Source organism: Microcoleus sp. BROC3 (assembly GCF_036702515.1).
Taxonomy (GTDB): domain Bacteria; phylum Cyanobacteriota; class Cyanobacteriia; order Cyanobacteriales; family Microcoleaceae; genus Microcoleus.
On sequence record NZ_JAUBTQ010000008.1, the window covers coordinates 1 to 21,692 of the forward strand.

The 21,692-nt window shown below is 46.6% G+C and carries 23 protein-coding genes and 1 pseudogene; 14 read left to right on the plus strand and 10 right to left on the minus strand.

Features of this window, described 5'->3' with window-relative positions; translation table 11 throughout:
• Nucleotides 1-160: 160 nt before the first annotated feature.
• A pseudogene (locus tag QUB30_RS06850) lies at nucleotides 161-397 on the plus strand (BrnT family toxin); the annotation flags it as partial.
• Nucleotides 384-680: a hypothetical protein gene (locus QUB30_RS06855; RefSeq protein ID WP_333122947.1), complete on the plus strand. Its 297-nt coding sequence runs from the start codon at nucleotides 384-386 to the stop codon at nucleotides 678-680. The pseudogene QUB30_RS06850 and the gene QUB30_RS06855, both read left to right, overlap by 14 nt.
• 118 nt (nucleotides 681-798) lie before the next feature.
• Here the strand turns inward: QUB30_RS06855 and QUB30_RS06860 are convergent, their stop codons facing one another.
• A complete protein-coding gene (locus tag QUB30_RS06860) occupies nucleotides 799-1,062 on the minus strand; it encodes a DUF4926 domain-containing protein (RefSeq protein WP_333330972.1) in 264 nt (87 codons plus the stop codon).
• Between the two features lie 165 nt (nucleotides 1,063-1,227).
• Nucleotides 1,228-2,139, minus strand: a complete 912-nt coding sequence (gene argB / locus QUB30_RS06865) for an acetylglutamate kinase (protein WP_333330975.1) — start codon at nucleotides 2,137-2,139, stop codon at nucleotides 1,228-1,230.
• 246 nt (nucleotides 2,140-2,385) lie between these two features.
• On the opposite strand from argB, the gene QUB30_RS06870 reads away from it, so the two are divergent.
• Nucleotides 2,386-3,177 (plus strand): HAD family hydrolase, encoded by a 792-nt coding sequence (locus QUB30_RS06870; RefSeq protein ID WP_333330978.1) that lies wholly within the window; start codon nucleotides 2,386-2,388, stop codon nucleotides 3,175-3,177.
• A gap of 70 nt (nucleotides 3,178-3,247) precedes the next feature.
• On the opposite strand, the gene mreD is transcribed toward QUB30_RS06870, so the two are convergent.
• From mreD to QUB30_RS06885, 3 genes are all read right to left on the minus strand, one after another.
• Nucleotides 3,248-3,814, minus strand: a complete 567-nt coding sequence (gene mreD, locus QUB30_RS06875) for a rod shape-determining protein MreD (RefSeq protein WP_333330981.1) — start codon at nucleotides 3,812-3,814, stop codon at nucleotides 3,248-3,250.
• Nucleotides 3,814-4,617 carry a rod shape-determining protein MreC gene (mreC, locus tag QUB30_RS06880; RefSeq protein ID WP_333330984.1) on the minus strand — a complete coding sequence of 268 codons (804 nt, stop codon included), beginning with the start codon at nucleotides 4,615-4,617 and terminating at the stop codon, nucleotides 3,814-3,816. Before mreC ends, mreD begins: the two co-directional genes overlap by 1 nt.
• A gap of 87 nt (nucleotides 4,618-4,704) precedes the next feature.
• Nucleotides 4,705-5,712 (minus strand): rod shape-determining protein, encoded by a 1,008-nt coding sequence (locus tag QUB30_RS06885; RefSeq protein WP_333331387.1) that lies wholly within the window; start codon nucleotides 5,710-5,712, stop codon nucleotides 4,705-4,707.
• Between the two features lie 331 nt (nucleotides 5,713-6,043).
• Here QUB30_RS06885 and QUB30_RS06890 point away from each other — a divergent pair, with 331 nt between their 5' ends.
• The 8 genes from QUB30_RS06890 to QUB30_RS06925 all read left to right on the plus strand — a co-directional run bounded on the left by QUB30_RS06890 (nucleotide 6,044) and on the right by QUB30_RS06925 (nucleotide 13,117).
• The gene (locus QUB30_RS06890) at nucleotides 6,044-6,403 is read left to right on the plus strand and encodes a single-stranded DNA-binding protein (protein WP_333330987.1); all 360 of its coding nucleotides are present in this window, start codon (nucleotides 6,044-6,046) and stop codon (nucleotides 6,401-6,403) included.
• Nucleotides 6,404-6,450: 47 nt separating this feature from the next.
• Nucleotides 6,451-6,972 carry a tetratricopeptide repeat protein gene (locus QUB30_RS06895; protein ID WP_333330990.1) on the plus strand — a complete coding sequence of 174 codons (522 nt, stop codon included), beginning with the start codon at nucleotides 6,451-6,453 and terminating at the stop codon, nucleotides 6,970-6,972.
• Between the two features lie 76 nt (nucleotides 6,973-7,048).
• Nucleotides 7,049-7,720: a hypothetical protein gene (locus QUB30_RS06900; RefSeq protein ID WP_333330993.1), complete on the plus strand. Its 672-nt coding sequence runs from the start codon at nucleotides 7,049-7,051 to the stop codon at nucleotides 7,718-7,720.
• Between the two features lie 70 nt (nucleotides 7,721-7,790).
• Nucleotides 7,791-9,095, plus strand: coding sequence for a TldD/PmbA family protein (locus tag QUB30_RS06905; RefSeq protein ID WP_333330996.1), 1,305 nt, complete (start codon nucleotides 7,791-7,793; stop codon nucleotides 9,093-9,095).
• Between the two features lie 242 nt (nucleotides 9,096-9,337).
• On the plus strand, nucleotides 9,338-10,162 hold the full coding sequence (locus QUB30_RS06910) for a DUF3153 domain-containing protein (RefSeq protein ID WP_333331000.1): 825 nt from the start codon (nucleotides 9,338-9,340) through the stop codon (nucleotides 10,160-10,162).
• A 199-nt stretch (nucleotides 10,163-10,361) separates the two neighbouring features.
• On the plus strand, nucleotides 10,362-10,751 hold the full coding sequence (locus tag QUB30_RS06915) for a LapA family protein (RefSeq protein WP_333331003.1): 390 nt from the start codon (nucleotides 10,362-10,364) through the stop codon (nucleotides 10,749-10,751).
• 73 nt (nucleotides 10,752-10,824) lie between these two features.
• Nucleotides 10,825-11,640 carry a segregation/condensation protein A gene (locus QUB30_RS06920; RefSeq protein WP_333331006.1) on the plus strand — a complete coding sequence of 272 codons (816 nt, stop codon included), beginning with the start codon at nucleotides 10,825-10,827 and terminating at the stop codon, nucleotides 11,638-11,640.
• A 313-nt stretch (nucleotides 11,641-11,953) separates the two neighbouring features.
• Nucleotides 11,954-13,117: an NDP-sugar synthase gene (locus tag QUB30_RS06925; protein WP_333331009.1), complete on the plus strand. Its 1,164-nt coding sequence runs from the start codon at nucleotides 11,954-11,956 to the stop codon at nucleotides 13,115-13,117.
• 44 nt (nucleotides 13,118-13,161) lie between these two features.
• Here the strand turns inward: QUB30_RS06925 and speA are convergent, their stop codons facing one another.
• The 3 genes from speA to QUB30_RS06940 form a co-directional block, all read right to left on the minus strand.
• Complete coding sequence (gene speA, locus QUB30_RS06930; protein WP_333331012.1) at nucleotides 13,162-15,171, minus strand: biosynthetic arginine decarboxylase; 2,010 nt, start codon at nucleotides 15,169-15,171, stop codon at nucleotides 13,162-13,164.
• Between the two features lie 671 nt (nucleotides 15,172-15,842).
• A complete protein-coding gene (locus QUB30_RS06935; RefSeq protein WP_333331015.1) occupies nucleotides 15,843-16,994 on the minus strand; it encodes a helix-turn-helix domain-containing protein in 1,152 nt (383 codons plus the stop codon).
• Between the two features lie 179 nt (nucleotides 16,995-17,173).
• Nucleotides 17,174-17,764, minus strand: coding sequence for a DUF3611 family protein (locus QUB30_RS06940; RefSeq protein ID WP_333331019.1), 591 nt, complete (start codon nucleotides 17,762-17,764; stop codon nucleotides 17,174-17,176).
• A 165-nt stretch (nucleotides 17,765-17,929) separates the two neighbouring features.
• On the opposite strand from QUB30_RS06940, the gene QUB30_RS06945 reads away from it, so the two are divergent.
• The 3 genes from QUB30_RS06945 (at nucleotide 17,930) to QUB30_RS06955 (ending at nucleotide 19,284) form a co-directional block, all read left to right on the plus strand.
• Entirely contained in the window at nucleotides 17,930-18,100 is a 171-nt protein-coding gene (locus tag QUB30_RS06945) for a hypothetical protein (RefSeq protein WP_333331022.1), read from the plus strand.
• 351 nt (nucleotides 18,101-18,451) lie between these two features.
• Nucleotides 18,452-18,745 carry a hypothetical protein gene (locus QUB30_RS06950; RefSeq protein WP_333331025.1) on the plus strand — a complete coding sequence of 98 codons (294 nt, stop codon included), beginning with the start codon at nucleotides 18,452-18,454 and terminating at the stop codon, nucleotides 18,743-18,745.
• Between the two features lie 110 nt (nucleotides 18,746-18,855).
• Nucleotides 18,856-19,284: a heavy metal-responsive transcriptional regulator gene (locus QUB30_RS06955; protein WP_333331028.1), complete on the plus strand. Its 429-nt coding sequence runs from the start codon at nucleotides 18,856-18,858 to the stop codon at nucleotides 19,282-19,284.
• A gap of 406 nt (nucleotides 19,285-19,690) precedes the next feature.
• On the opposite strand, the gene QUB30_RS06960 is transcribed toward QUB30_RS06955, so the two are convergent.
• Together QUB30_RS06960 and QUB30_RS06965 are read right to left on the minus strand one after the other, a co-directional pair.
• Nucleotides 19,691-20,614, minus strand: coding sequence for a fused MFS/spermidine synthase (locus tag QUB30_RS06960; RefSeq protein ID WP_333331032.1), 924 nt, complete (start codon nucleotides 20,612-20,614; stop codon nucleotides 19,691-19,693).
• 139 nt (nucleotides 20,615-20,753) lie between these two features.
• A complete protein-coding gene (locus tag QUB30_RS06965; protein ID WP_333331390.1) occupies nucleotides 20,754-21,629 on the minus strand; it encodes a DMT family transporter in 876 nt (291 codons plus the stop codon).
• Nucleotides 21,630-21,692 lie beyond the last annotated feature (63 nt).

The window sequence follows — 21,692 nt, forward strand, 5'->3', positions numbered from 1 at the left end:
GCCCGTCCAAAAAAGACGGGCGGGACGCCCATCCCACAATAACAATTAAAATTGTAAGTTATTTAATTCGCGCTCCTTATTTAAATAATGTTAATATCGAAGCATGGATAGTGTGTACAGACTGCAAGGCGTTGAGTTTGAATAGCACACCAACAAATTTCAGATTAACCTAGAAAAGCATGGCATTAGCTTTGAAGAAGCCGCAGAAGTTTTCTTCGATCCATTCTATCAGGAGGGAGATGCAACGGCTAATGACGAACAGCGTAACTTTATCCTGGGTTACTCCCGCACTCAACGCCTATTACTGGTTGTTTATGTAGAACGCAGCTTGCGAATACGCATCATTTCAGCCCCTCCTGCTACCCGTACTGAAAGGAAATTATATGAACAATTCTGAAGAAGAAATAAAATTGCAATTGCGACCTCGTACAGCGGAAATAGTCTCGCTAAACATTCCAATAGATACTTTAGCATCACTTGAGAAAATAGCGGCAAATCGAGATATGTCTGTAGAAGCATTGCTTAAGTTTTATATAGGGCAAGGTTTACGGGAAGACTTAGCTAAAGTATTTTCAGAACGCTTGCTGGACAAAACTGCTCAAGTTTTGGCTAGACACCTGGAGTCAGCCGAAGAAATATCAACTATTATTCGAGAAATTCAAGCTGAAACTGCACGTTAAATGATGGGGCGATTTAAGTACCAAACTAAAAGGCGATCGCCCTTTCTTCCGAAAGTGCGTGAAGCGCAGCTATTCCGTAGGGAATCGCCCTTATCGAACCTCTCTTCTCCTCACATTACTAAGCAACTGCAAGTTCATATTGCAGAACTAAAATTTCATCAGCTTTCAACATAGCCATAGCATATTCACTCCCTTTACTATCAGCAAACTCCACTAAATACTGACATTCCTTTCCCGTATCATACACTTCAACAATAGTTCCCACAAGTCCAACTGGCAAACTAGAAATAGATGCGTATTCTGGTTCCACTAGCGCTAAGCGCGTATTTGAAATCGGCTTGAGAATCGCAATAGAATCCAAAACTCTAAAGTGTTCGATCATAGTTTAATAAAAGCTGAAATCCAACAACGGTTAGAATTAGGTGAAGTAATTTCCCAGAAGTACCTTCTCAAGGTTTTTAGGGGCAGGTTTAGTTAGGATATATACGCAATCGCAGCGAATTTACCCCTTTCACGCACCCGCCCTCCCCACGCTAGGATTTACCCCTTACTTTGGCCTTAAGTTCGCGCTGCTAAACTCAGAAGCAACAATCATCGACCCAATCCCCGCATCCGTAAATATTTCTTGCAGCAAAGCATGAGGAATTCGACCGTCAATAATGTGAGCACCCTTCACACCTTGAGCCAAACTCCGCACACAACAATTAACCTTCGGAATCATTCCCCCAGACACGACTCCCGACTCAACCAACTCTCTCGCTTCCTGAATATCTAACTTAGCAATCAGACTCTCCGGCTTGTGATAATCCTCTAAAATTCCCGCAGTATCAGTCATCAAAATCAACTTTTCGGCTCCCAAACCAGCCGCAATTTCCCCAGCCACTGTGTCAGCATTAATGTTGTAAGATTGACCGTTTTCATCCGCCGCCACGCTCGACACCACGGGAATATAACCGCTGTTTACCAAAGACTCCAAAATATTTATTTTCACGCTGCTGACTTCCCCAACAAACCCGATTCCTTCGCGGCCGTCAGGACGAGCTTGAATCAGATTGGCATCCTTGCCACACAATCCCACTGCTTTGCCGCCAGCTTGGTTGATTAAGGAAACAATTTCCTTATTTACCTTCCCCACCAAAACCATTTCTACAACTTCCATTGTCGCCGCATCAGTCACTCTCAAACCATCCTTGAATTGCGGCTCAATTCCCAGTTTTTCCAGCCAAATATTAATTTCCGGGCCGCCGCCGTGAACCACAACCGGACGCATCCCCACGCAAGCTAGCAGCACAATATCCCGAACCACCTTGTCTTTGAGATTGCTATCTTTCATCGCCGCACCGCCATATTTGACCACTATGGTGCGACCGGCAAAGTGTTGAATGTAAGGCAGTGCTTCGGACAGCACCTCTACTCGATTAGTGTCCGAATTCCTAACAAAATCGCTTTGTTTGAGCATGGGTAAATTACAGAAGACTAAAAACTTAATTCTAAACTTTAATGGCTAAAGCACATATTAACAGCCACAAAAATCACTTTTTCCCTTCAAGTTATCGACGCACAGGCTCGATCGCCCTTATTGAGCCCTATCCTCTAAATTTTCATAGGTTTTTTTAATAAAATAATTAAAAATTATGTATTATAACTTATACATTTTTTGCTAAAGTCAAGAAATGTATAGCTCCCTTGATTTACTTAACGTTTTATGTTAACTGTTGTAGCCCCGGACTCCGAAAACCTTCAGTACAAGCTAGCATCAGAGGCTGACTCGTCCCCCCGGATGACGGTATTTTGCGATTTAGACGGGCCGATCGTGGATGTGTCCGATCGCTACTACGCCACCTATCAACAGGGATTAGCCGACACTCAAGCAGCTTATCTTGCTAGGGGAATCAACCTCAACCTCCAAATCCTCAGCAAACAGCAGTTTTGGCAAATGAAACAAAACCGAGTGCCCGATGCTGAAATAGCCAAAATTTCCGGCTTGTCGCGAGAAGAAATTCACGTTTTTCTCGGATGCGTGAGTCGGATTGTCAATCAGCCAGACTTGTTGCACTTAGATCGCATCCAGCCGGGAGTGCAATGGGCGATCGCACTTCTTCATTCCCGCGGCGTGCGGCTGATTTTAGTCACCCTGCGGCCGAGAAATCAAGCCGTTCAACTGTTGCAAAATTACGGTTTAGCGAGACTGTTTACCTGCATTCGGGGAACTCAGATGCCGGATGCCGCCTATCACAACTATACAGCTTTAAAAACGGAATTGTTGGCTGAAGTTGCAGAAGAATTTGAGTCATCCCTGGGTTCCGCGTGGATGATTGGAGATACCGAAGCAGATATCCTCGCAGGACAAGCATTGGGAATACCCACAATTGCCGTTACCTGTGGCATTCGCAGTCGCTATCAACTGCAAAAGCACCAGCCTAATTTCATTCTCAGCGATTTAATTATTGCGGTTAATCACTTATTAGGTTCGGCACCACAAGTAATAGTTGACTGATTACACTTAAAAGTCATTAGTTAACAGTTAACTGTTGACTAATGACTGATGACTGATGACTAATGAATAACTAAGATTGTTCTAGATTCCTCGTCATTTCCCACAAGCGATGCAGGGGAAAATAAATCACCGGAGCCCAAAGACTGCTGAGAATAGCAGAACACAAAGCCACTCTCTGGTGCTCGCTCCAAATTTCCAGTAAAGCCCGATCGCCCATAGCCAAAAATTGAATCCCCATCACCGTTTCCGCTACCACTGCCATCCCAAACACAATTAACGCGATCGGAATCGGATCTCTCTCAACAATATCTGCCGGAATCGACCAGCTTTTCAGCAACACCACTGTTAAGACTCCGACAATAACTAGACTCACAGCGTGGGTGGGATGAGGAGCCGTCATCGCATCTTGAAGAAACCCCAAAACCAGGCCCATGCTAGCAGCTCCCCAAACTGTACGTTTGCGCTTAATACTCCAAGCTACCAACCAAATTAACAGCCAGTTCGGGCTAATTCCCAGCAATTCCATTCCCGGCATCCGAGTGGGCAATATCAGTATGCAGAGCATCACAGAAACAAATGTAACGCCGAAGTTGAGAAATTGGCGCGATCGCGAAGACATCCGAGATAAAGCCTTCATTACTGCTTTGCTCCTTCCGACAGTTCAGAAGATTGACCCTGCGAAGCCTTTTGTTCGATTTGCTTAGAGTGGGGGTAAACCACCGCCCACTCCAGAGAATTCATCGGTGCAGAGAACTCAACAACAGCTTCGGGAGCCGGAGTTTTATTCAGATCCACCGAAATCACTTTTCCCACCGGCAAACCAGGAGGGAACAACTGACTAAAAGAAGAAGTTGAAACCACATCCCCAGGCTTGACATTAGGAACATTATCAAAAAACTCCATCACAGCCTGATTTGGGCCTTTACCGCGCATAAAACCCATGTTACGAGTGCGGGTAATTCCCACACCTAATTGACTCGTAGGGTCGCTGACTAACAGCACCAAGCTAGTATTAGGAGTAACGCTGACAACCCGACCTACCAAACCGCCGGGACCCATGACAGTAAAATCTGTTTTGATGCCATCGTTACTGCCGCGCCCCAAGGTTACTTGCTGCCACCAGTGGTCGGCGCTGCGCCCAACAATAGGAGCTACAATCCCTTTCGGTTTCTTAGCCGAAACGTAACCTAAAAGCTCTTTTAGCTTCTGATTTTGAGTTTCTAATTCTAATAGCTGCGCTTGCAATTCTTGAGTACGCGCCGAGATGAGCTGCTCTTGCCCCGAGCCGTTGGCTTGAAACGGACGAGTTACCCAATTGTAAACTTCAAACAGTGGAGCACCTTGTGTTTGTCGAACTCCCCAAGCGGCAGTTACAGCTAAACCTAAAAGGGCAATTGGTAGTCGCAGATCCCACCACCTGCGGAGTGTGTGTTTTAGCATAATTTCAGTAATCTAAAATTGTTATGTCAGGATTTTAGATTTGAGATGGCAGCCCTATTTCTAAATCCAAAATCCCAAATTAGTTAACTACATATTGCGCGACGACTGCCCGCTGAAAACCCGTTCCAACTGTTTGTTTTCCAATACCCTACCAGTTCCCAAAACCACGCAACACAGCGGATCGGCTGCCACGTGAGTGACAATTCCTGTTTCGTGACTGATCAGAGTATCTAAACCTTTCATCAGGGCTCCGCCGCCGGCGAGCATAATTCCCCTGTCAATAATATCTGCTGCTAATTCCGGGGGGGTGCGTTCCAAAGTACGCTTGACAGCTTCCACAATTACTGAAAGCGGTTCCGACATACTTTCGCGAATTTCTGGGCCTTTGATTGTAACAGTTCGCGGCAGACCCGAGAGCAAGTGCAACCCCCGCACTTCCATGATCGCGTCGTCATCCTCTGGAGTTGGATATGCAGAACCCAGCTGAATCTTAATTTCTTCAGCAGTGCGTTCGCCGATGACCAAATTGTGAACTTTTTTCATGTATTGGACGATCGCCTCGTTGAGCTCGTCGCCGGCTACCCGCACAGACTCGCTGATTACCGTACCTTGCAAACTCAAAACTGCAACTTCCGTCGTACCCCCGCCGATATCTATAATCATATTGCCAGTCGCCTCAGCCACAGGCAGTCCAGCCCCGATCGCCGCAGCGATGGGTTCATCAATTAACCGCACTTCTCTAGCACCGGCCTGAGTAGCCGCCTCAATGACAGCACGCCTCTCTACTCCGGTGACACCGCTGGGGATGCCAATAATGATCCGCGGCGAAACTAAGGTTCGGCCTTCGTGAACTCTGCGGATAAAAGTCTTGAGCATCAGTTCGGCTGTGTCGAAGTCTGCGATTACCCCGTCGCGAAGCGGGCGCAGTGCTATCACATTCCCGGGCGTCCGCCCGAGCATTTTTTTAGCATCTTCTCCAACAGCCAGCGGTATTTTTAAGTCTTGGTCGATCGCCACTACAGAAGGTTCTTGCAGAACAATACCTTTGCCGGATACATAAACGAGCGTGTTAGCAGTACCGAGGTCGATACCCATATCTCTAGATAAGGAAAATCGATTGAGAAGACCCACTGATTTGTACCCCCCCCCAAACTAAAATACTATTGTGTGCAATAATGTTGTTACAAAAGTGTAACCGAGGTGGATTCTATTACGTTTTTCATCCTGAGTCTAGTCAGAAATCTACATTGTCGATCACAGGTTGAGCGCCGACTCGCCAATCATCCACAATCAATATGTTCTGGTAAGTGGGTGTAAAATCAGGATGAAGCCCTCATTGGCGCTGTTCCAAGTTCAGTTTGGATGCTAGCCCGCGTGTGGCAAGGTTTAACTACATCACGGGTCGACCACATTCCGGAAAAAGTTTATGAGTCTTAATGTTGTAACTTTAGTAGGCCGCGTCGGCGGCGACCCCGACGTAAAGTATTTTGAGTCGGGTACAGTTAAGTGCAAGTTGACGCTGGCAGTGAGAAAGCGATCGCGCAATAACGACGAACCAGACTGGTTTACTCTGGAAATATGGGGCAAAACAGCGCAAATCGCTGCTGACTACGTTCGCAAAGGTGCTCAAATTGGGGTGACAGGCTCTTTGAAGTTCGATCGCTGGCAAGACCGCAATACAGGAGCTAATCGCTCAATGCCAGTAATTAAAGTAGACCAGTTAGACTTGCTGAGTTCCAAACGCGATAATGAGTCCGGTATGTCCCAACACAACAGCGAATTCTAGTGTTTGGGGAATTTGGTAACTAATATTTGTGAATTGGGTGGGTGCTCGTGACTTCAGAAAAGTTAGAAATTGTTCAAACTGAGTACCAAGCTGGGCAAGTAGCTTTTGAGAGTGGCCGGTATGCTCAAGCTGTGCAGAGTTTAGAAACAGCTACCGGTTTAGTCGATCGAAATTCCCGGTTGGGCGGTGAGGTGCAGATGTGGCTGGTGACAGCCTACGAAGCCTCTGGCAATACAGAAAGGGCGATCGAGCTTTGCCGTGCGCTCACCCGCCATCCCCGCCAAGAAACCCGCCAGCAAGCAAAGCGCTTGCTGTTCATTCTCGAAGCTCCCAAACTCACTATCCCTCCTGAATGGATGGTAAAAATCCCTGATTTGGCAGCTTTAGATGAAAATCAATCAATCAGTTTTCAAGCCAATCCGAAGGCTGATATCAAGTACGCTAAACCCAAGCCCGCCGTACAAGAACCTGTAGATTTGAGTCAAGTTAATACGAAAGATAATAGGTTTATTTGGGTGGCGTTAATTGCGATGGGCATAATTTTAGGCTGCTTATTTATTAGTTATTAATCATTTTTCACTTCGCACAAAATCTATCTCTAGGCTGCGCCTCGGCGCACCTTACCCTACTGAGAGAAATTAAGCAATGCCTTTTAGCAATTATAAAAGTATCAGCGCGGTCGCCAAAGAATTCCAAATTAATTACCTGCGGGATAATTTCATTGTCGAAACTGAATTTGCAGTCAGCGAAGTTTTTCGGAATGAATTAGAATTGATTTTCAATGACGGAGTATTTGACAACTCGGAAATCGCCATTTGTGAAAATATCATTTATCCTGTATTAAAAGAAGTTTGGAAAAATTATCGAAGTAATTTTCTCCTCTGGAGTCACCAAACCTTAGTCTATAACGAGAATCTGTCAGGAATTCCCGATTATATATTGGCGAAGCGCTCCCCCCTTGGCACTGTAGTTTTTGACAAGCCCTATTTCATATTAGTTGAAGCCAAGAAAGAGAGCGCCTTTGATGAAGGATGGGGGCAGTGTTTGGCAGAAATGATCGCCGTGCAACGACTTAACAATGAACCCGAACAAACTATCTTTGGTATTGTTTCTAATGGGGCAATGTGGCAGTTTGGCAAGCTGAAATTAGAAATGTTTACTCAAAATAAATTTTTCTATACAATTCAGGACTTAGAGCGACTGTTTGCAGCCGTTAACTATGTTTTTAAACAGTGTGAATTACAATTATACGAGAATGAAGAAGTAAGGAACGACACTGATTTTGAGACGGATACACGGATTAATTATCGAGCATGAGGCAGGAGTCAGAAGTTGAATAGCGATAATTGCTAAAATAAAAAAAAGACCAACCTAAAAGGCTATTATTGTGAGCGATTCTACCATAGAACAGATTTTGAAATTGGCAAGTCAGCGAGCCTCGGCCGCTGAAGTATACTACCTGTCTAGCCAAGACACGCCCATCGAATTTGAAAACAATCGCCTCAAGTCCCTGCAAACCAAAGCACTGCAAGGCGTAGCACTCCGGCTGATTTACAAAGGCAAAATCGGTTTTGCTAGTTCCACAGATTTAACGCGGATAGACGATTTAGTAGATGCAGCGATTCAAACAGCCGAAATCGGCGACCCCGCAGAATTTGAACTCGCCTCCAGCTTCCACCTAAAAGGCCCGGAAACCACCTACACTCCGCCCACAACTCAAGAATTAGTCGAAAACGGCAAAAACCTGATCGAGCAAGTTCACGCCTACAATCCCGATATTATGGTAGATGTGGGCTTTCACGTCCGCAGCGGCAGAGTGAAAATTGCCACGACGCAAGACCTGTATGCCGAAAGAAGCAGCCAAATAGTCAGCGGCTCGATCGCGGGAAATTTGGTAAAGGGAGAAGATTTTATGCAAGCATACAGTTACGACGTAGCGCGCGATCGTCCCCTGGACACCGACAGCATCCTCCAATCACTCCTCGAAAAATACCGCCTCGCCGAACATCCAGCCACCATCACCAGCGGTTCCTACCCAGTATTATTTACCCCCAGAGCCGCCGCCAGCACCCTCGGCGGCTTGTTTGATACCATCCTTTCAGGTCAAACAGTAGTTCAAAAAGCCTCTCCCCTAGCCGACAAAATCGGCGAAACCTTATTTGACGAACGCTTTACCTTTTTTGAAGACCCCACTTTAGGCCCTTCTGCTTGTCCCTTTGACGACGAAGGTACCCCCACCACCCGCAAAGTCTTGATAGACAAAGGTACTGTCACCGGATTTTATTGGGATCGCAGATGGGCCGCTCGCGCTGGTGTACAATCAACCGGCAACGGTTTTCGCGGCGGATTGTCTCGCCCAGGCCCTGATTTGACTAACTTTTGCATTTCCCCAGGAAATACCGCCACTCAAGACTTGATTGCTAGCATGGACGAAGGTCTAATAGTAGAGCAGGTTTTAGGTGCCGGTCAGTCCAATCAGTTAGCTGGAGAATTTTCTGTCAATTTGGACTTAGGCTATAAAGTAGAAAAAGGCAAAATTGTCGGGCGCGTCAAGAATACAATGGTGGCAGGCAGCATTTTTGAAGCCTTTAAAAATTTGGCAGATTTGAGCAGCGAAGCCGAATGGGTAGGCGGTGCGGCCTATTTGCCGAGTATACTGTTTCAACAGTTGGGTGTAGCTTCGAGGCAATAAGTTCAGTGCGGTTAATTCCAGGTGACACTGATACTGTTGCTATAAAAATGTTAGCGCTCACGTCAAAAAAATCCGGTTTCTGCCACAAAGCATCTGTGAAATCGCCCTTCTGCAGCCCAGAAACCGGGTTTTTGGTAAGCGGTTGGCAAGTCCAGACATAGAAATAAAAACACAGAAACAGTGCAGGCAATTCAACACTTTGCTAATTCATCCAAATAGGAAAAAACAGGGAAAAAGGTACAATGAAAGAGCAAAATGTCAAGGATGGAACTCAAAAAAAGAAAAAGCACTTTTTCTTTTTTTTACCTTTGGTTTTTTGCCTTTTAACTCTAGTGACTGGATGCGTTCAGTACGATGTCGGGGTTAACTTTGAAAGTCAAACTCGCGGCGAAATCGTGCAGCACATTAAACTGGGGGAAAGGTTGACGAGCTTCAGCAGCGAAACTGTTGCAGAATGGTTGAAAAGCGTAGAACGCCGCGTGAGGTTGCTGGACGGAAAAACTAAACGGCTTTCGCCCACAGAAGTTCTAGTGAGGATTCCTTTCAATAATGGAGCCGAGTTGGAAGACAAATTTAACCAATTTTACAATCCGATCGCACAAACCGCAAAATCTCGGGTTGCAAGTCCCCTAGAAACCGATTTGCCGAAGTTTGAATCTCACCTGAATGTCAAGCAGAATAATTTGTTATTGGTGCTGCGAAATCGGTTGAGTTTGGAATTGGATTTGCGCTCTCTTTCTCTGCTTTCTTCTAACGGCAGTCTGCTGCTGAGTCCGGGGGGACTTTTGGAGCTAGACTTTAGCTTGAACACGCCTTGGGGTGCCGAAAGTATTGAAACAGTCGCCGGTGCGCTGGTTCCCGAAAGCTCTCAGCAGGGAAAGCAGTTAGTTTGGAAGCTAAAACCCGGGGAAGTTAACTATTTGGAGGCGATATTCTGGATTCCCAGTCCCGTAGGAATTGGGGCGCTGATTATTGCCTTATTTGTGGCTGCGGGCATTGCTTTGAAATATCAAATATTGCCGGCACTCTTAAGCGGCAACAAACCGCAAAACATCGGTCAAACCTAAAGAGAATATGTCCTGCCGGGGCGGGTTAACCAATCTCTTCAATCAACTCTCAGATCTCCCATCAACCCGCCCATCCCCGGATATTATGGTTAATAGAGCAGATTGGATATTATCAAAAAAACTCGATAGTCTGCCAAAAAACAGTTGACAAAAAGTAAACAATTTGCTTAAGAGGAATAGAGAATTAGGAACAAATAAAATGCGATCGCTAAATTTCTTCTTCATCTTTCTGATTTGCTTGGCTCTAGTATTGTTCAGCATCGAAAATACACAGCCAGTCGCGATTCAAGTTATCGAAGGCGTCCAAGTTAAAGCTCCGCTGTGCGTAGAACTAATTGTAGCGACCGGATTAGGGGCAACACTAGCGTGGCTGTTCAGTCTGTGGTCGAGAATGCAGCGAACCCTCGCGTTGCGCCAAGAGATTCGCCAAGTTCGCGAAAAAGAGCAGCGGATTCAGGACTTAGAACAAAATCTTGAACGCTATAAAGCCGAAGTAGAAGGCAAACAACCTTTGTTAGAAAGTGCAGAACCGATAAGTTTAGAAATAGCAGCCATTGAGGCCACAACTGCTGAAATAACCCCCAATTAACTTGATATGCTCTCTCGTTTTCGGAGAGGGAAAATCTAAAATCTAAAATCTAAAATCTAAAATCTAAAATCGAATGGCCGTTTCCCGAGACCAAAATGGCTTAGAAACGATTTCCGAGGGGATCGCAATTTTAATTGACCTAGCGGAACGGGGAGAAATCGATCCTTGGGACGTTAAGGTAATTGAAGTGTTCGATCGATGTTTGAGCAAGCTTACGAACGCCTGCGATACCGATGCGAGTAAGGATTTCTCCGATTTGTCCCACTCCGGCCAAGCGTTTTTGTACGCTTCTATGCTGGTTTTGCTCAAAGCAGAAAGTATCGTCCTCTCAGAATCCCCCGCGAATCCCGACTCTGCCGACGAGGAGGCACTCGAAGACGCAGAGCACTCAGGCGGGCGACAATTACCGCAGCATTTGGAGCGGCAATTGCGCCGTCGCGGTGTAGCTCAATTACCGCAAAAACGCCCGGTGACTCTCCCAGAACTGATCGAGCAGTTGCAGCTAATGAAGGCTGCAATGGAGCAGACAGTTGCCCCCCGCCGTCGCCCTACCTCAAAAATGCGATCGCAAGCCGCCCAGGCTATCTTTGAGCTAGCTCACCAAGAAAACTTGGTGGAAACTGCTAGTCAACTGGAGCGGTTTCTGGCAGAACGGGGCCAGGAAATTGACGAGGGTTGGCTCGACTTGGACAAATTGCTGGAACTCTGGCATCATAACGATTTGCACTCCCCTCTCAACCCAGAACTCCCGGTATCGACTGGGGAAGTTGACTTACCAAATCATGACCGCGTGGGTATTTTTTGGGCTTTGTTGCTGCTGTCGGCTCAGTCTAAAGTAGAGTTGCTTCAAGAGGAATTTTATCAAGACCTCAAAATCCGGGCGCTTTGAGCTTGCAGGGTATAGGTTCTCCGGCGAAACTAATAACTGTGACGCTGCGTCGGTTAAGATTCCAGGCAGAACCTAGCTCGCCGACATTGTGCGGCACAGTCCCGAATCCGGAGAGCGGGAGTGCAAAGTTCTTCCTGATTCCCGATTCCTGGTTTCTTAAATCCAGGTAAATTGGGAATAAATGATTGATAGCCTGGTACGATGTCGCCTATAAACAGGTCATGATTTTGCTGTGATCGATCGATTCGAGCGCAACCGCTAGCATCTAATTGTTCAGTTGATATCAATTAACAGAGGGTTGAGGAAGTTAATAATGAAAGCGATGATTCTGGCGGCCGGTAAAGGCACTCGCGTCCGTCCCATTACTCAGACAATACCCAAACCGATGATTCCCATCCTGCAAAAGCCAGTGATGGAGTTTTTGGTTGAATTGCTCCGCCAGCACGGATTTGACCAGATTATGGTCAATGTTTCCCACCTGGCAGACGTGATTGAAAACTACTTCCGCGACGGTCAAAAGTTTGGGGTACAAATTGCCTATTCTTTTGAAGGGCGAATTGAGGAGGGAGAACTGATCGGAGAGGCCCTCGGTTCGGCTGGTGGCATGAAACGAATTCAGGACTTCTCGCCGTTTTTTGACGATACTTTTGTGGTGCTGTGCGGTGATGCTTTGATTGACTTGGACTTGACTGCTGCTGTGAAGTGGCACCGGGAAAAAGGGGCAATCGCTACTATTGTTATGAAATCGGTTCCCCGCGAGGAAGTTCCCAGTTATGGAGTTGTGGTAACAGACGAGTCTGGTAAAATTAAAGATTTCCAAGAAAAACCTTCTGTAGAGGAAGCTCTGAGTACCGATATCAACACTGGCATTTACATTTTTGAACCAGAAATATTCAATTATATTCCCTCTGATACAGAGTACGATATCGGTTCGCAATTATTTCCCCACCTTGTAAAAATAGGCGCGCCTTTTTACGGGATTAGCATGGACTTTGAGTGGGTGGATATCGGCAAAGTTCCCGACTATTGGCGGGCCATTCAGAGCGTACTCCTGGGACAAGTTAAAAATGTTTCGATTCCGGGAATTGAAGTGCGCCCGGGCATTTACGCTGGTTTGAATGTAGCTGTCAACTGGGATAAGGTTGATATTACTGGGCCTGTTTACATTGGCGGGATGACGATCATTGAGGATGGAGCAAAAATTATCGGCCCGACAATGATCGGCCCGAATTGTTGGGTGTGCAGCGGGGCGACTGTGGAAAACAGCGTGATTTTTGAGTATTCCCGTTTGGGCCCGGAGGTGCGGTTGGTTGACAAACTGGTGTTCGGGCGCTACTGCGTTGATAAAACCGGGGCTGCGATCGATTTGCAAGCGGCGGCTCTCGATTGGCTGATTACTGACGCTCGCCAAGTTTTACCGACTCAGCAGGGAGAAGAGCGGCGGGCGATCGCAGAAATTCTCGGTAATGCTGAATAATGGGTAATTGCTCAAAGTAAGGTGCGCAGTGCGCACCTTACTTTTTAAGACTGAAGATAAGTATACTGGCTGAGACTCCGCTCGTAATTTTGCAGCAAAAGTTGGGCCTCGGAAAGAGTAATTTTATTTTGCTGCAAAGCTGCTTCTGTCTGACGGCGGATGCTTTCAACCAAATTTTCTGAATCGTACTGTACGTAGCTGAGGACTTCTTTCATAGTGTCTCCTTTCACAACGTGTTCGATATGATAGCCAGAAGGCGTTAGCTGGATGTGAACTGCATTTGCATCGCCGAATAAGTTGTGAAGGTTGCCCATAATTTCTTGATAAGCACCTCCCAAAAATAGTGCCAAATAGTAAGGTTCTCCAGGTTTGAGAGTATGCAGTTCCAAAACCGACTTCACATCTCGCAAATCGATAAATTGGTCGATTTTGCCGTCGCTGTCGCAAGTGAGATCGGCTAAAATACCGCGCTGAGTCGGTTCTTCGTCGAGTCGGTTAATTGGCATAATTGGGAACAATTGGTTAATTGCCCAACTGTCGGGTACAGACTGGAAAACAGATAAGTTGATGTAATAAATGGACGCCATCACCTTTTCTAAGTCTTCCAAATCCTCCGATACATATTCTTTCTGCCGCGCGATCGCCTGTATTTTATCGCAGCAAGCCCAGTACAACTGTTCGGTTTTAGCCCGTTCCGCAATTCCCAAATAGCCTAAGTTAAATAAACTGACTGCTTCTTCCTTGAATTGGATAGCATCGTGATAAACTTCTTGGTAATTTTCGGGAGTGATAGATTGGTAAATTTCGTAGAGATTTCGCGGAATTTGGTGCGCGTTTTCATCTACTGGTTCTGGTACTTCTCTGGGGACATCGCTAGTACCGAGTACGTCAAAAACTAACACTGATTGGTGAGAAGCGATCGCCCGCCCGCTTTCGCTAATGATAATTGGAACCGGGATTTTGCGCTCGTCGCAGGCATCTTTCACTCCCGCTACTACGTCGTTAGCGTAGTTTTGCATATTGTAGTTTTTGGAAGCGTGGAAGTTTGTTTTAGACCCGTCGTAGTCAACGCCGAGTCCGCCGCCTACGTCCAAGTAGTTCATCTTAGCTCCCAATTTAGCTAATTCTACATAAATGTGGCTGGCTTCTCGAATGGCGTCTTTGATGACACTAATGGAGGAAATTTGAGAGCCGATATGGAAGTGCAGTAACTGCAAACAATCGAGCATTCCAGCTTTTTCTAGTTCGCCGACTGCACGGATAATTTCAGGAATTGTCAAGCCAAATTTTGCGCGATCGCCTGTGGAACCTCCCCAGCGGCCAACCCCTTTGGTAGTGAGTTTTGCTCGCACTCCCAAAATCGGTTTAATTCCTAATGCTTTGCTCGCGGCGATTGCGAGTTCTACTTCCTCTATTTGCTCCAGCACAATTACGGAAGTTTGCCCTAGCCGCTGCGCCAAAATAGCAGTTTCGATGTATTCGCGGTCTTTGTAACCGTTACAAATTAATAAAGCGCCTGGGTTTTTTAAGGTCGCCAAAGCTATCATTAATTCCGGTTTCGAGCCGGCTTCGAGCCCGAAGTGATGGGGTTGACCGAAACGCACCAAATCTTCAATTAATTGTCGGTGCTGGTTGCATTTTACTGGAAAGACACCGCGATAAACATTTTTGTAATTGTACCGAGCGATCGCTCTGGCAAAACACGAATTTAAGCGCTCGATCCGGTCTTCCAAAATATCAGAAAATCGAATCAGCAGGGGCAAAGCCAAATTTCGCTGTTTCAGAGATTCTACCAGTTCGCACAAATCGAGGGAACCGCCGCGATCGCCCTTGGGAGATACTGTAACGTGACCGGCAGCATTGATCGAAAAATAGGGTTCGCCCCAACCTTGAATTCGGTACAGTTTCTCGCTATCTTCTATTGTCCAAGATTTTTGTGGCAGTTGAGCCGCCGTTACCAAAGCACTGTCTGGTACCGCCAAACTCGTGACTGTCGGCGGCTGAGTCGATAGCGGATCGATATCGGAGAAAGCAGCGGTGGCTGGGGAACTCATCTTATCGGAAACCTCTTTTAGGACTGGTCAAATAGATAGTTTATCGCACATATCGGGTTTCCTGATGCAGTTGAAAATTCACTTTCGGTACACGGCCCGGCGATTGCTCGCCCGGAAGCAGTCTTGGCGCAGGCCCAGTCTCAGAAACCCCATTTCCGATCTCACCTGCATACGGATACTTGCTTGAACACAGGAGTCGTGGAGACCAATCCTGGTTTAGATTTTAGTTCAAGCCCCCACCTTCATCCATCTGTGGAGTCACTTCTTTAATCTAAAATCTATAGTCTTGGGCGCAGATTTGCCTTGCTCAACCCAGTTTACGATCAAAATCTCGGATTTAGTAACGAGAAATATACGAAGAAACCGGGTTTTTAACTCGCTTTGTGCTGTGGAGTCAATTCTTTAATCTTTAATTGTTAATCGACCGACACCAAGAAGCTTCTCTGAATTAATTACCTGAAGAAACCGGGTTGCTGCGCCAGGAATCCCAACTTCGATCGCCTTTCAAATTAGCTGTTGAATTACAGAGGCAGTCCAGCACGCACTCCTTACTTAAAGAAACCGGGTTTTTTAACTTTGAGCGAGGACTTAAGGAAGTATTTTCGCCCATCAAACCCGGTTTCTGCGTCAAGTACCCAGAGGAATCCGCCGTTAATTCACCGTGACAGACTCTAACCAAAAATCACCTCCGGCGGGGCCATGTCAGCCCCCACAATCATTCCCCCGTGACTGGCAGACTTCTTCAGACCGGGTTTAGGCGTCGGGGCGGGGCTTGTTTGAGCCGGTGCAACTGAGGCTGGCGGTGTCACCTGCGTTGGAGGTACTGCCTGGGCTCCGGGCACCACGGGTTGCTGCGACAGCCAACCCAAACCCCCTACAGCCCCAGCCATCAAAGCGGTGTAGCCGATGTACAAATGCACCGGACGCATTTGAAAGCCTTCCGCCGACTCGGAGTCTGAAACAGATAAATACGTGCTGGGAATTAGGCTAGGAGCGGGTTTGGGCAAAGCATTCGCCATCGCGGTGCCGTCTAGTCCCAAGGTGTCGCCCAGCCTGCGGATAAAACCTCTAACGTAAATATCTTGGGGCAGTTTCTCGATTTCCCCATTTTCGATCGATTCGATGTGGTGCAGCGGCACGAGAGTTTGACTGTGGAGTTGCTGCAGGGATAGGGACCGAATTTGCCGTCCCTTGCGCAATTCTCTACCCAACTCCTGCAGGCACTCTTCTCGCTGTTGAACAGCTATTGCTGCTGCTTCTTCCTTGGTGAGTTTTTTCGGCTTCTTGGGAAAACCGAACCCTAGGAAGGATTTTCCGGGGACGGTGACAGTTGCAGGTGCAGCCGACTCGACTTTAATTTCGTCTGGCGGCGCTTGTTTGCTGTCTTCAGAAGTGTTAGTGTCTCGATCGACAATTTCAGTGTCGGACTCGGTTTGGGGCGGCGCTTCCAAAGTAGCGCTGCGCCAATAGAAGACAGGAACAGCTACTGGTGGTTCCAATTCTCTAAATTCTGTCACCGTCTCAATGGCGGGACTTACAGCAGCAAAACTCTGTTCGGCTACTTGCGGTTCAATTTTGTTTGGTTTGGGAAATCGGTCAAATGCGAGCTTGACGGCTTCTCTGCTAACTGCTCTAATTAAAATTTCGGCAGCGGAGGCTGCTTCGCCCAACATTGTTTGCAAGCTAGCTAGAGCGTGGCTGTAGGTGTCGCTACAGAGTAGTTCAGCTTCTATTTGACCGAGGACAGAACGAAAACTGTCTTGAGAAATTTCAATAGTTGCGTGATCTGTCACCCCAAAATAAGCCTCGGGTTTCAGTGCCATGATATTTAAGTTGTCTTGCTAGAAGGTATCTGAGTAGGTTCTTCGACAGCTTGGCAGTGATTCCGGATATCGGTTGGCAGAGAGTGGCAGAGTGAGGGAGATGGGGGAGAGTGGGAGAGTGGGAGAGTCGCAACTGCTGATTCGCGATTCTCGCTTACCGATTCCCACTTACAGATTGTCTATTGTTTGTGGATGCGATCGAGCAAAAAAAGAGCCCCGAAAATCCCGACAAAATGGGCAACAGTGGCGTGAGTATTGGCGAGTACGACAAATATGTCTAGGGGCTGAATAAATCTGCCCAAATCAACTGCGGCACCGAACAAGGCTTGCGGCTGAGCTAGAGATTTGGCTAAAAGCGTGCCGCTGATGGCTTCTGCGCCGATCAGCGTCAGCAGCATTCCTGACAAGTTGCTCCAAAGTGACAGCCGCACCTCTTTGATGGTGTCTGCTTTTTTGGGGCGGACAGCGTTAGCGGGCGATCGCAGTTGTCTCGACAAGCGGGTGAAGCGGAAAGAGCGATATACGCTGTAAGCGAGTACGGCCAGCCCGCAAATGGCAAAAAATACGCCGCCGCCGGTGCCGGCACTGTTTGAACCCCCAGCGGCGGTAGCCCTGGGGATGGCGAAGGGGATGGCAAAGAGCAAAATGATCGCCGCTACCACCCCTAGCACTAACTGCACCCAGAAGCAAACCCAGCCTGCTGTACGAAGGGCAAAGGCCACTCGCTGTGCTGCTGCAGGAAGCTTATCGGTATCTAACTGATTAGTCATATTTTGAGCGGGTATAATTTAGTGGCTTTAGTTGGCAGCAGTTTTTTAAGCGAGGACGGTTGACGGCGGTTAACCCTCTTTATAATGGAAGCAGAAATGTTTAAGAATTGTAACTAACATTCGATTTCACATTTGAATAGCGTCGATCGCAAGGTACCCAAAGCAATGACACAACTACAACCTACCATCACTCCCAAACTGGAACAGCCAAAATTTGGCTTCAACAGCTACGCGGAACGCCTTAACGGTCGAGCCGCGATGATTGGTTTTTCCCTAACTTTAATTATCGAGTATGTCACAGGGCAGGGGTTGCTGTCCTGGTTAGGTCTCAACTAATTTTAGCAATGGCGCGGTCAGCATCACACTTTGTCTGGACTCTTCCCGCAGCGGGTGTCACCTCTGCTGACCGCGACAAATGCAGGAATTGATTAGAATATTAATGAGAAACAAGCCCAGCGACTTCTCTGTCGAGAGAAATCGGTTCACCGACCGCAAGAGCTGGCAGATGTTTATCTCGGGTGAAACTTTGATTTGACAAGCTTGGCAATTTGGCCTCGCTCCCGTACAATTCCCCAGAGGCGAGAAGATTAATTTAGGTGAAGCTAGTATCTGAGCTAGAAATCCCGATCGTTCCGCCAACTCTAAGTTTTAGAGATTGTAAATAAATATAGAACAGAGTAAAACCAAATGAATGCTTCGTGGACGCGACTTTTGAGGTCAGCTTACCGTAGAGAGCCAATTACCAGCTTTGTTGTGACAGTGGGCCTTGTGGATGCAGCGATCGGCAGCATCGGTGCGAGCGGCTCTTTATTGGCTTTTGGGCTGGGTACCGCTGGGGTGGCGATGGCTCTCCGCTGGTGGCAAATTTACCGCTCTGGAGCCGAACAATCCGCACCTGCTCCCGAATACTATCTTCCTCCTCAGTCTTCTCGGCCGCAGTTGCCCGTGCTTAACGTGTCTAAAAAAAATCCTCCTTATTAAGGTTACGCGGCAATGGCGACTGGGCGAGGTGACGATCGACTCCCTGGATATGAGACACCAAAAGATATGGCAAGAAAGTCTTTCGATCGTCGCTCTTTAATGCTTTGTTTATGAATATTTCTGTTGCCGAGAAACTGTACAAAATTGGCTCCGTAGCTGCCTGTAGCGGTTTATCGGTGAAAACTGTTCGCTACTATGAGGAGATGGGCTTGCTGTCTCCTGCGGTGGAGCGCTCGCCCGCTGGTTATCGCTTGTTTGAGGCTGGGGTCTTTAACAGGTTGGCATTTATTAAACGCTGTCAGAGTCTCGGTTTGAGCCTTCAGGAGATTAAGGATATTTTACAAGTTCGCGATCGGGGAGAGTTGCCTTGCTCTGAAGCGAAGGAGCATCTAAAGGCGAAGGTAGAGGCAATTTCCGGGCAAATTGCAGCGTTAGAAACTTTGAAGGGGGAGTTGCAATATATTCTCAACCGCTGGCAAGAACAACCCTCGCCGGAGTCGATTACTCGCACAATTTGTCCTAACATTCAGCGGGATTGAGCAGCAGCCGAAAGATAGAAAATAAGGGAAGGAATTATCGGTTTCCTTCCCTTGATGGTTTTGTTGGTGGTTTGGTCTATCGTGTTGAGCTTTTAACTGTTTTCGCAGAGTTTGCTGTTGCTTTTTGAGCTGTCTCGCTCTTGCCGATCCGCCTTTGCCTTTGGAGTTTCTGCCCTCACTGCGGGGAGACTCCCAACTTTTTAGTCTCATGTTTTTAAGTGTTTGCACTACCTCTATACTACACCGAGGCAATTTCACTGTCAAGTATTTTTGAGAAAGATGTTTCCTACTATAAACTGTTGACAGATTTGGATGTGCTACAGGGATAGCGATGGTGCGCCCATAAGCACCATACAGTTAGAGTTTTTTGTGTGATGGCGTCAACCGCCCTAATTGTGTATGTTTATCAGTCCAAATAACCTGCGGGTATTTCAGCATCTGTAAAAATTGGCTGGGTTTCCCAATTTTTTACCCATTCCGGCAATTGGGCTAATTTTTTTAGCTGAAGCGACATTTCTATTAAGGAAAATCCTAAATCGTGGAAATCTTGAATAAGTTCTGCTTTCAAGAATATTTCATTTTCAGCTAAATCTGGAGCATTAGTCGCAATCACAATGCTGTTACCTGTGTCTAAATTGCATATATAAACTTGTGCGAATACAGTTTGAATGGTTTTCACCGCGGCTGCGTTAAACTCTTGTTTGTGGAACAGGTTGACAACTAAAGCACCTGCCCTTGACAAATGAGTTTTGCACAGTTGGTAAAATTCTTGTGTCACCAATCTATAGGGCATATAGCCGCTGCCAAAGCCAGCATCCACGATAATTATATCATTTTTTACTGTTGGATTTTGTTGGGCAAGATACTCGCGCCCGTCTTGAATCGCTACTTTTAGTCTATCGTCGAATTGAATGCCAAAAAATTTGCGAGCAACTTCGACTACTGTGGGGTCAATATCTGTACATTCGATTATCGACTCAGCAAAATAGTGGTGAAAAAATCTGGGGAGGCTGCCGCCACCAAATCCGATTATATAGATTTTTTTGGGTTGATTTTTCCATACTAATGCTAGCATCATTGCTCGGCAATAGGGAAAAATAAAATTTAGTGGATTGTTGAGGTCGAGGAGTGATTGAGCTACATTTGTGATTAAAGTTTCTCGGTCTGCTAAAAGCAGTAATAGCACAGAGTTTATTTTTTTGACGGCTATGCAGTTGTCGCCGGAATTTTCTTGAAATATGATGCCGTCTGGCTGTTGGTGAAGCCAATTAATGTTTTTTTTAATAGCTGCTAAATTGCTAGTTTGTCGATCGCCTTTATAATCAGTCATACTATTTTAGATTTTAGATTTTAGATTTTAGATTGGGGAATCACTGATGACTATCATGGTTGGGAGCAGACCTACAGTTTCATTCTTTTTGGGAACTGGTATCAAATCTAAAATTTTAAATCTCAAGTCTCACATCTAATTACTTCAAGCCCAATAATAGGGCGATTCCGCCGATCGCGCTAACTACGCCCAAAACAGCGCGGAGGCTGACTTTTTCGCCCGCCATCACCGCTAAAGGCAGGATAAATAGGGGACTGGTAGAAGTGAGTGCTTGAGCTATTCCTGCGGGTGCATATTTCAGCGAAGTCTGTTGCAGGAAAATCCCGAGATAGGTTCCTAAAAAAGCTGCTAGAATTATTGCACCTAATAGTTTTGGCGCTTTTAATTGTTTGAAACTGTCAAGGTTTTTTGGGTTCAAAAAGCATACCATGACTGCCATGCCGCCGCTCAAACGCAAGGCCGCAGTCCACAGGGGATCGATATCTATTTGAGTGAAGGCAGCGCGGGATAAAATAGCTCCGATGGCGTGGGATGTTTGTCCTAATAAACTAATGGCTAATCCTTGCCAAAGATGTTTTGATGATAAGGTTGTTTCGGCTGTTCGTTCTGCAATTACCCAAGCTACGCCGCAGATTGTTAAAAGAATGCCAGTACAAGCAATGGCCGATAACTTTTCTTGCAAAAATATTAAGCCCAATAAAGCTGTTAAAGGGGGAGATAGGGTTTCTAAAAGCAGCGTTCGCCTCGCGCCTAAATATTTTAATACGATAAAGAAAGCGGTGTCTCCGATGCCAATTCCTAGACCGCCGCTGATGAGCAGCATTGCTAAAATATTAGGGTTGATTGCGGGTAAGGGTTTACCTAAAATTAGTACAGTGGCAAGGAGCATGAAAAGGGCGATCGCACCTTTGAGCAAGTTTAGCACTACTGCGGGGAGTTGCTGTCCTACTCGCTGCCAGATGGTGGAAGATAGAGCCCAGACAAATGCAGCACCTAAAGCGGCGATTTCACCCATAAAATTTGTTGACTGTTGACTGTTGACTGTTGACTGTTGACTGTTGACTGTTGTTACCAATTC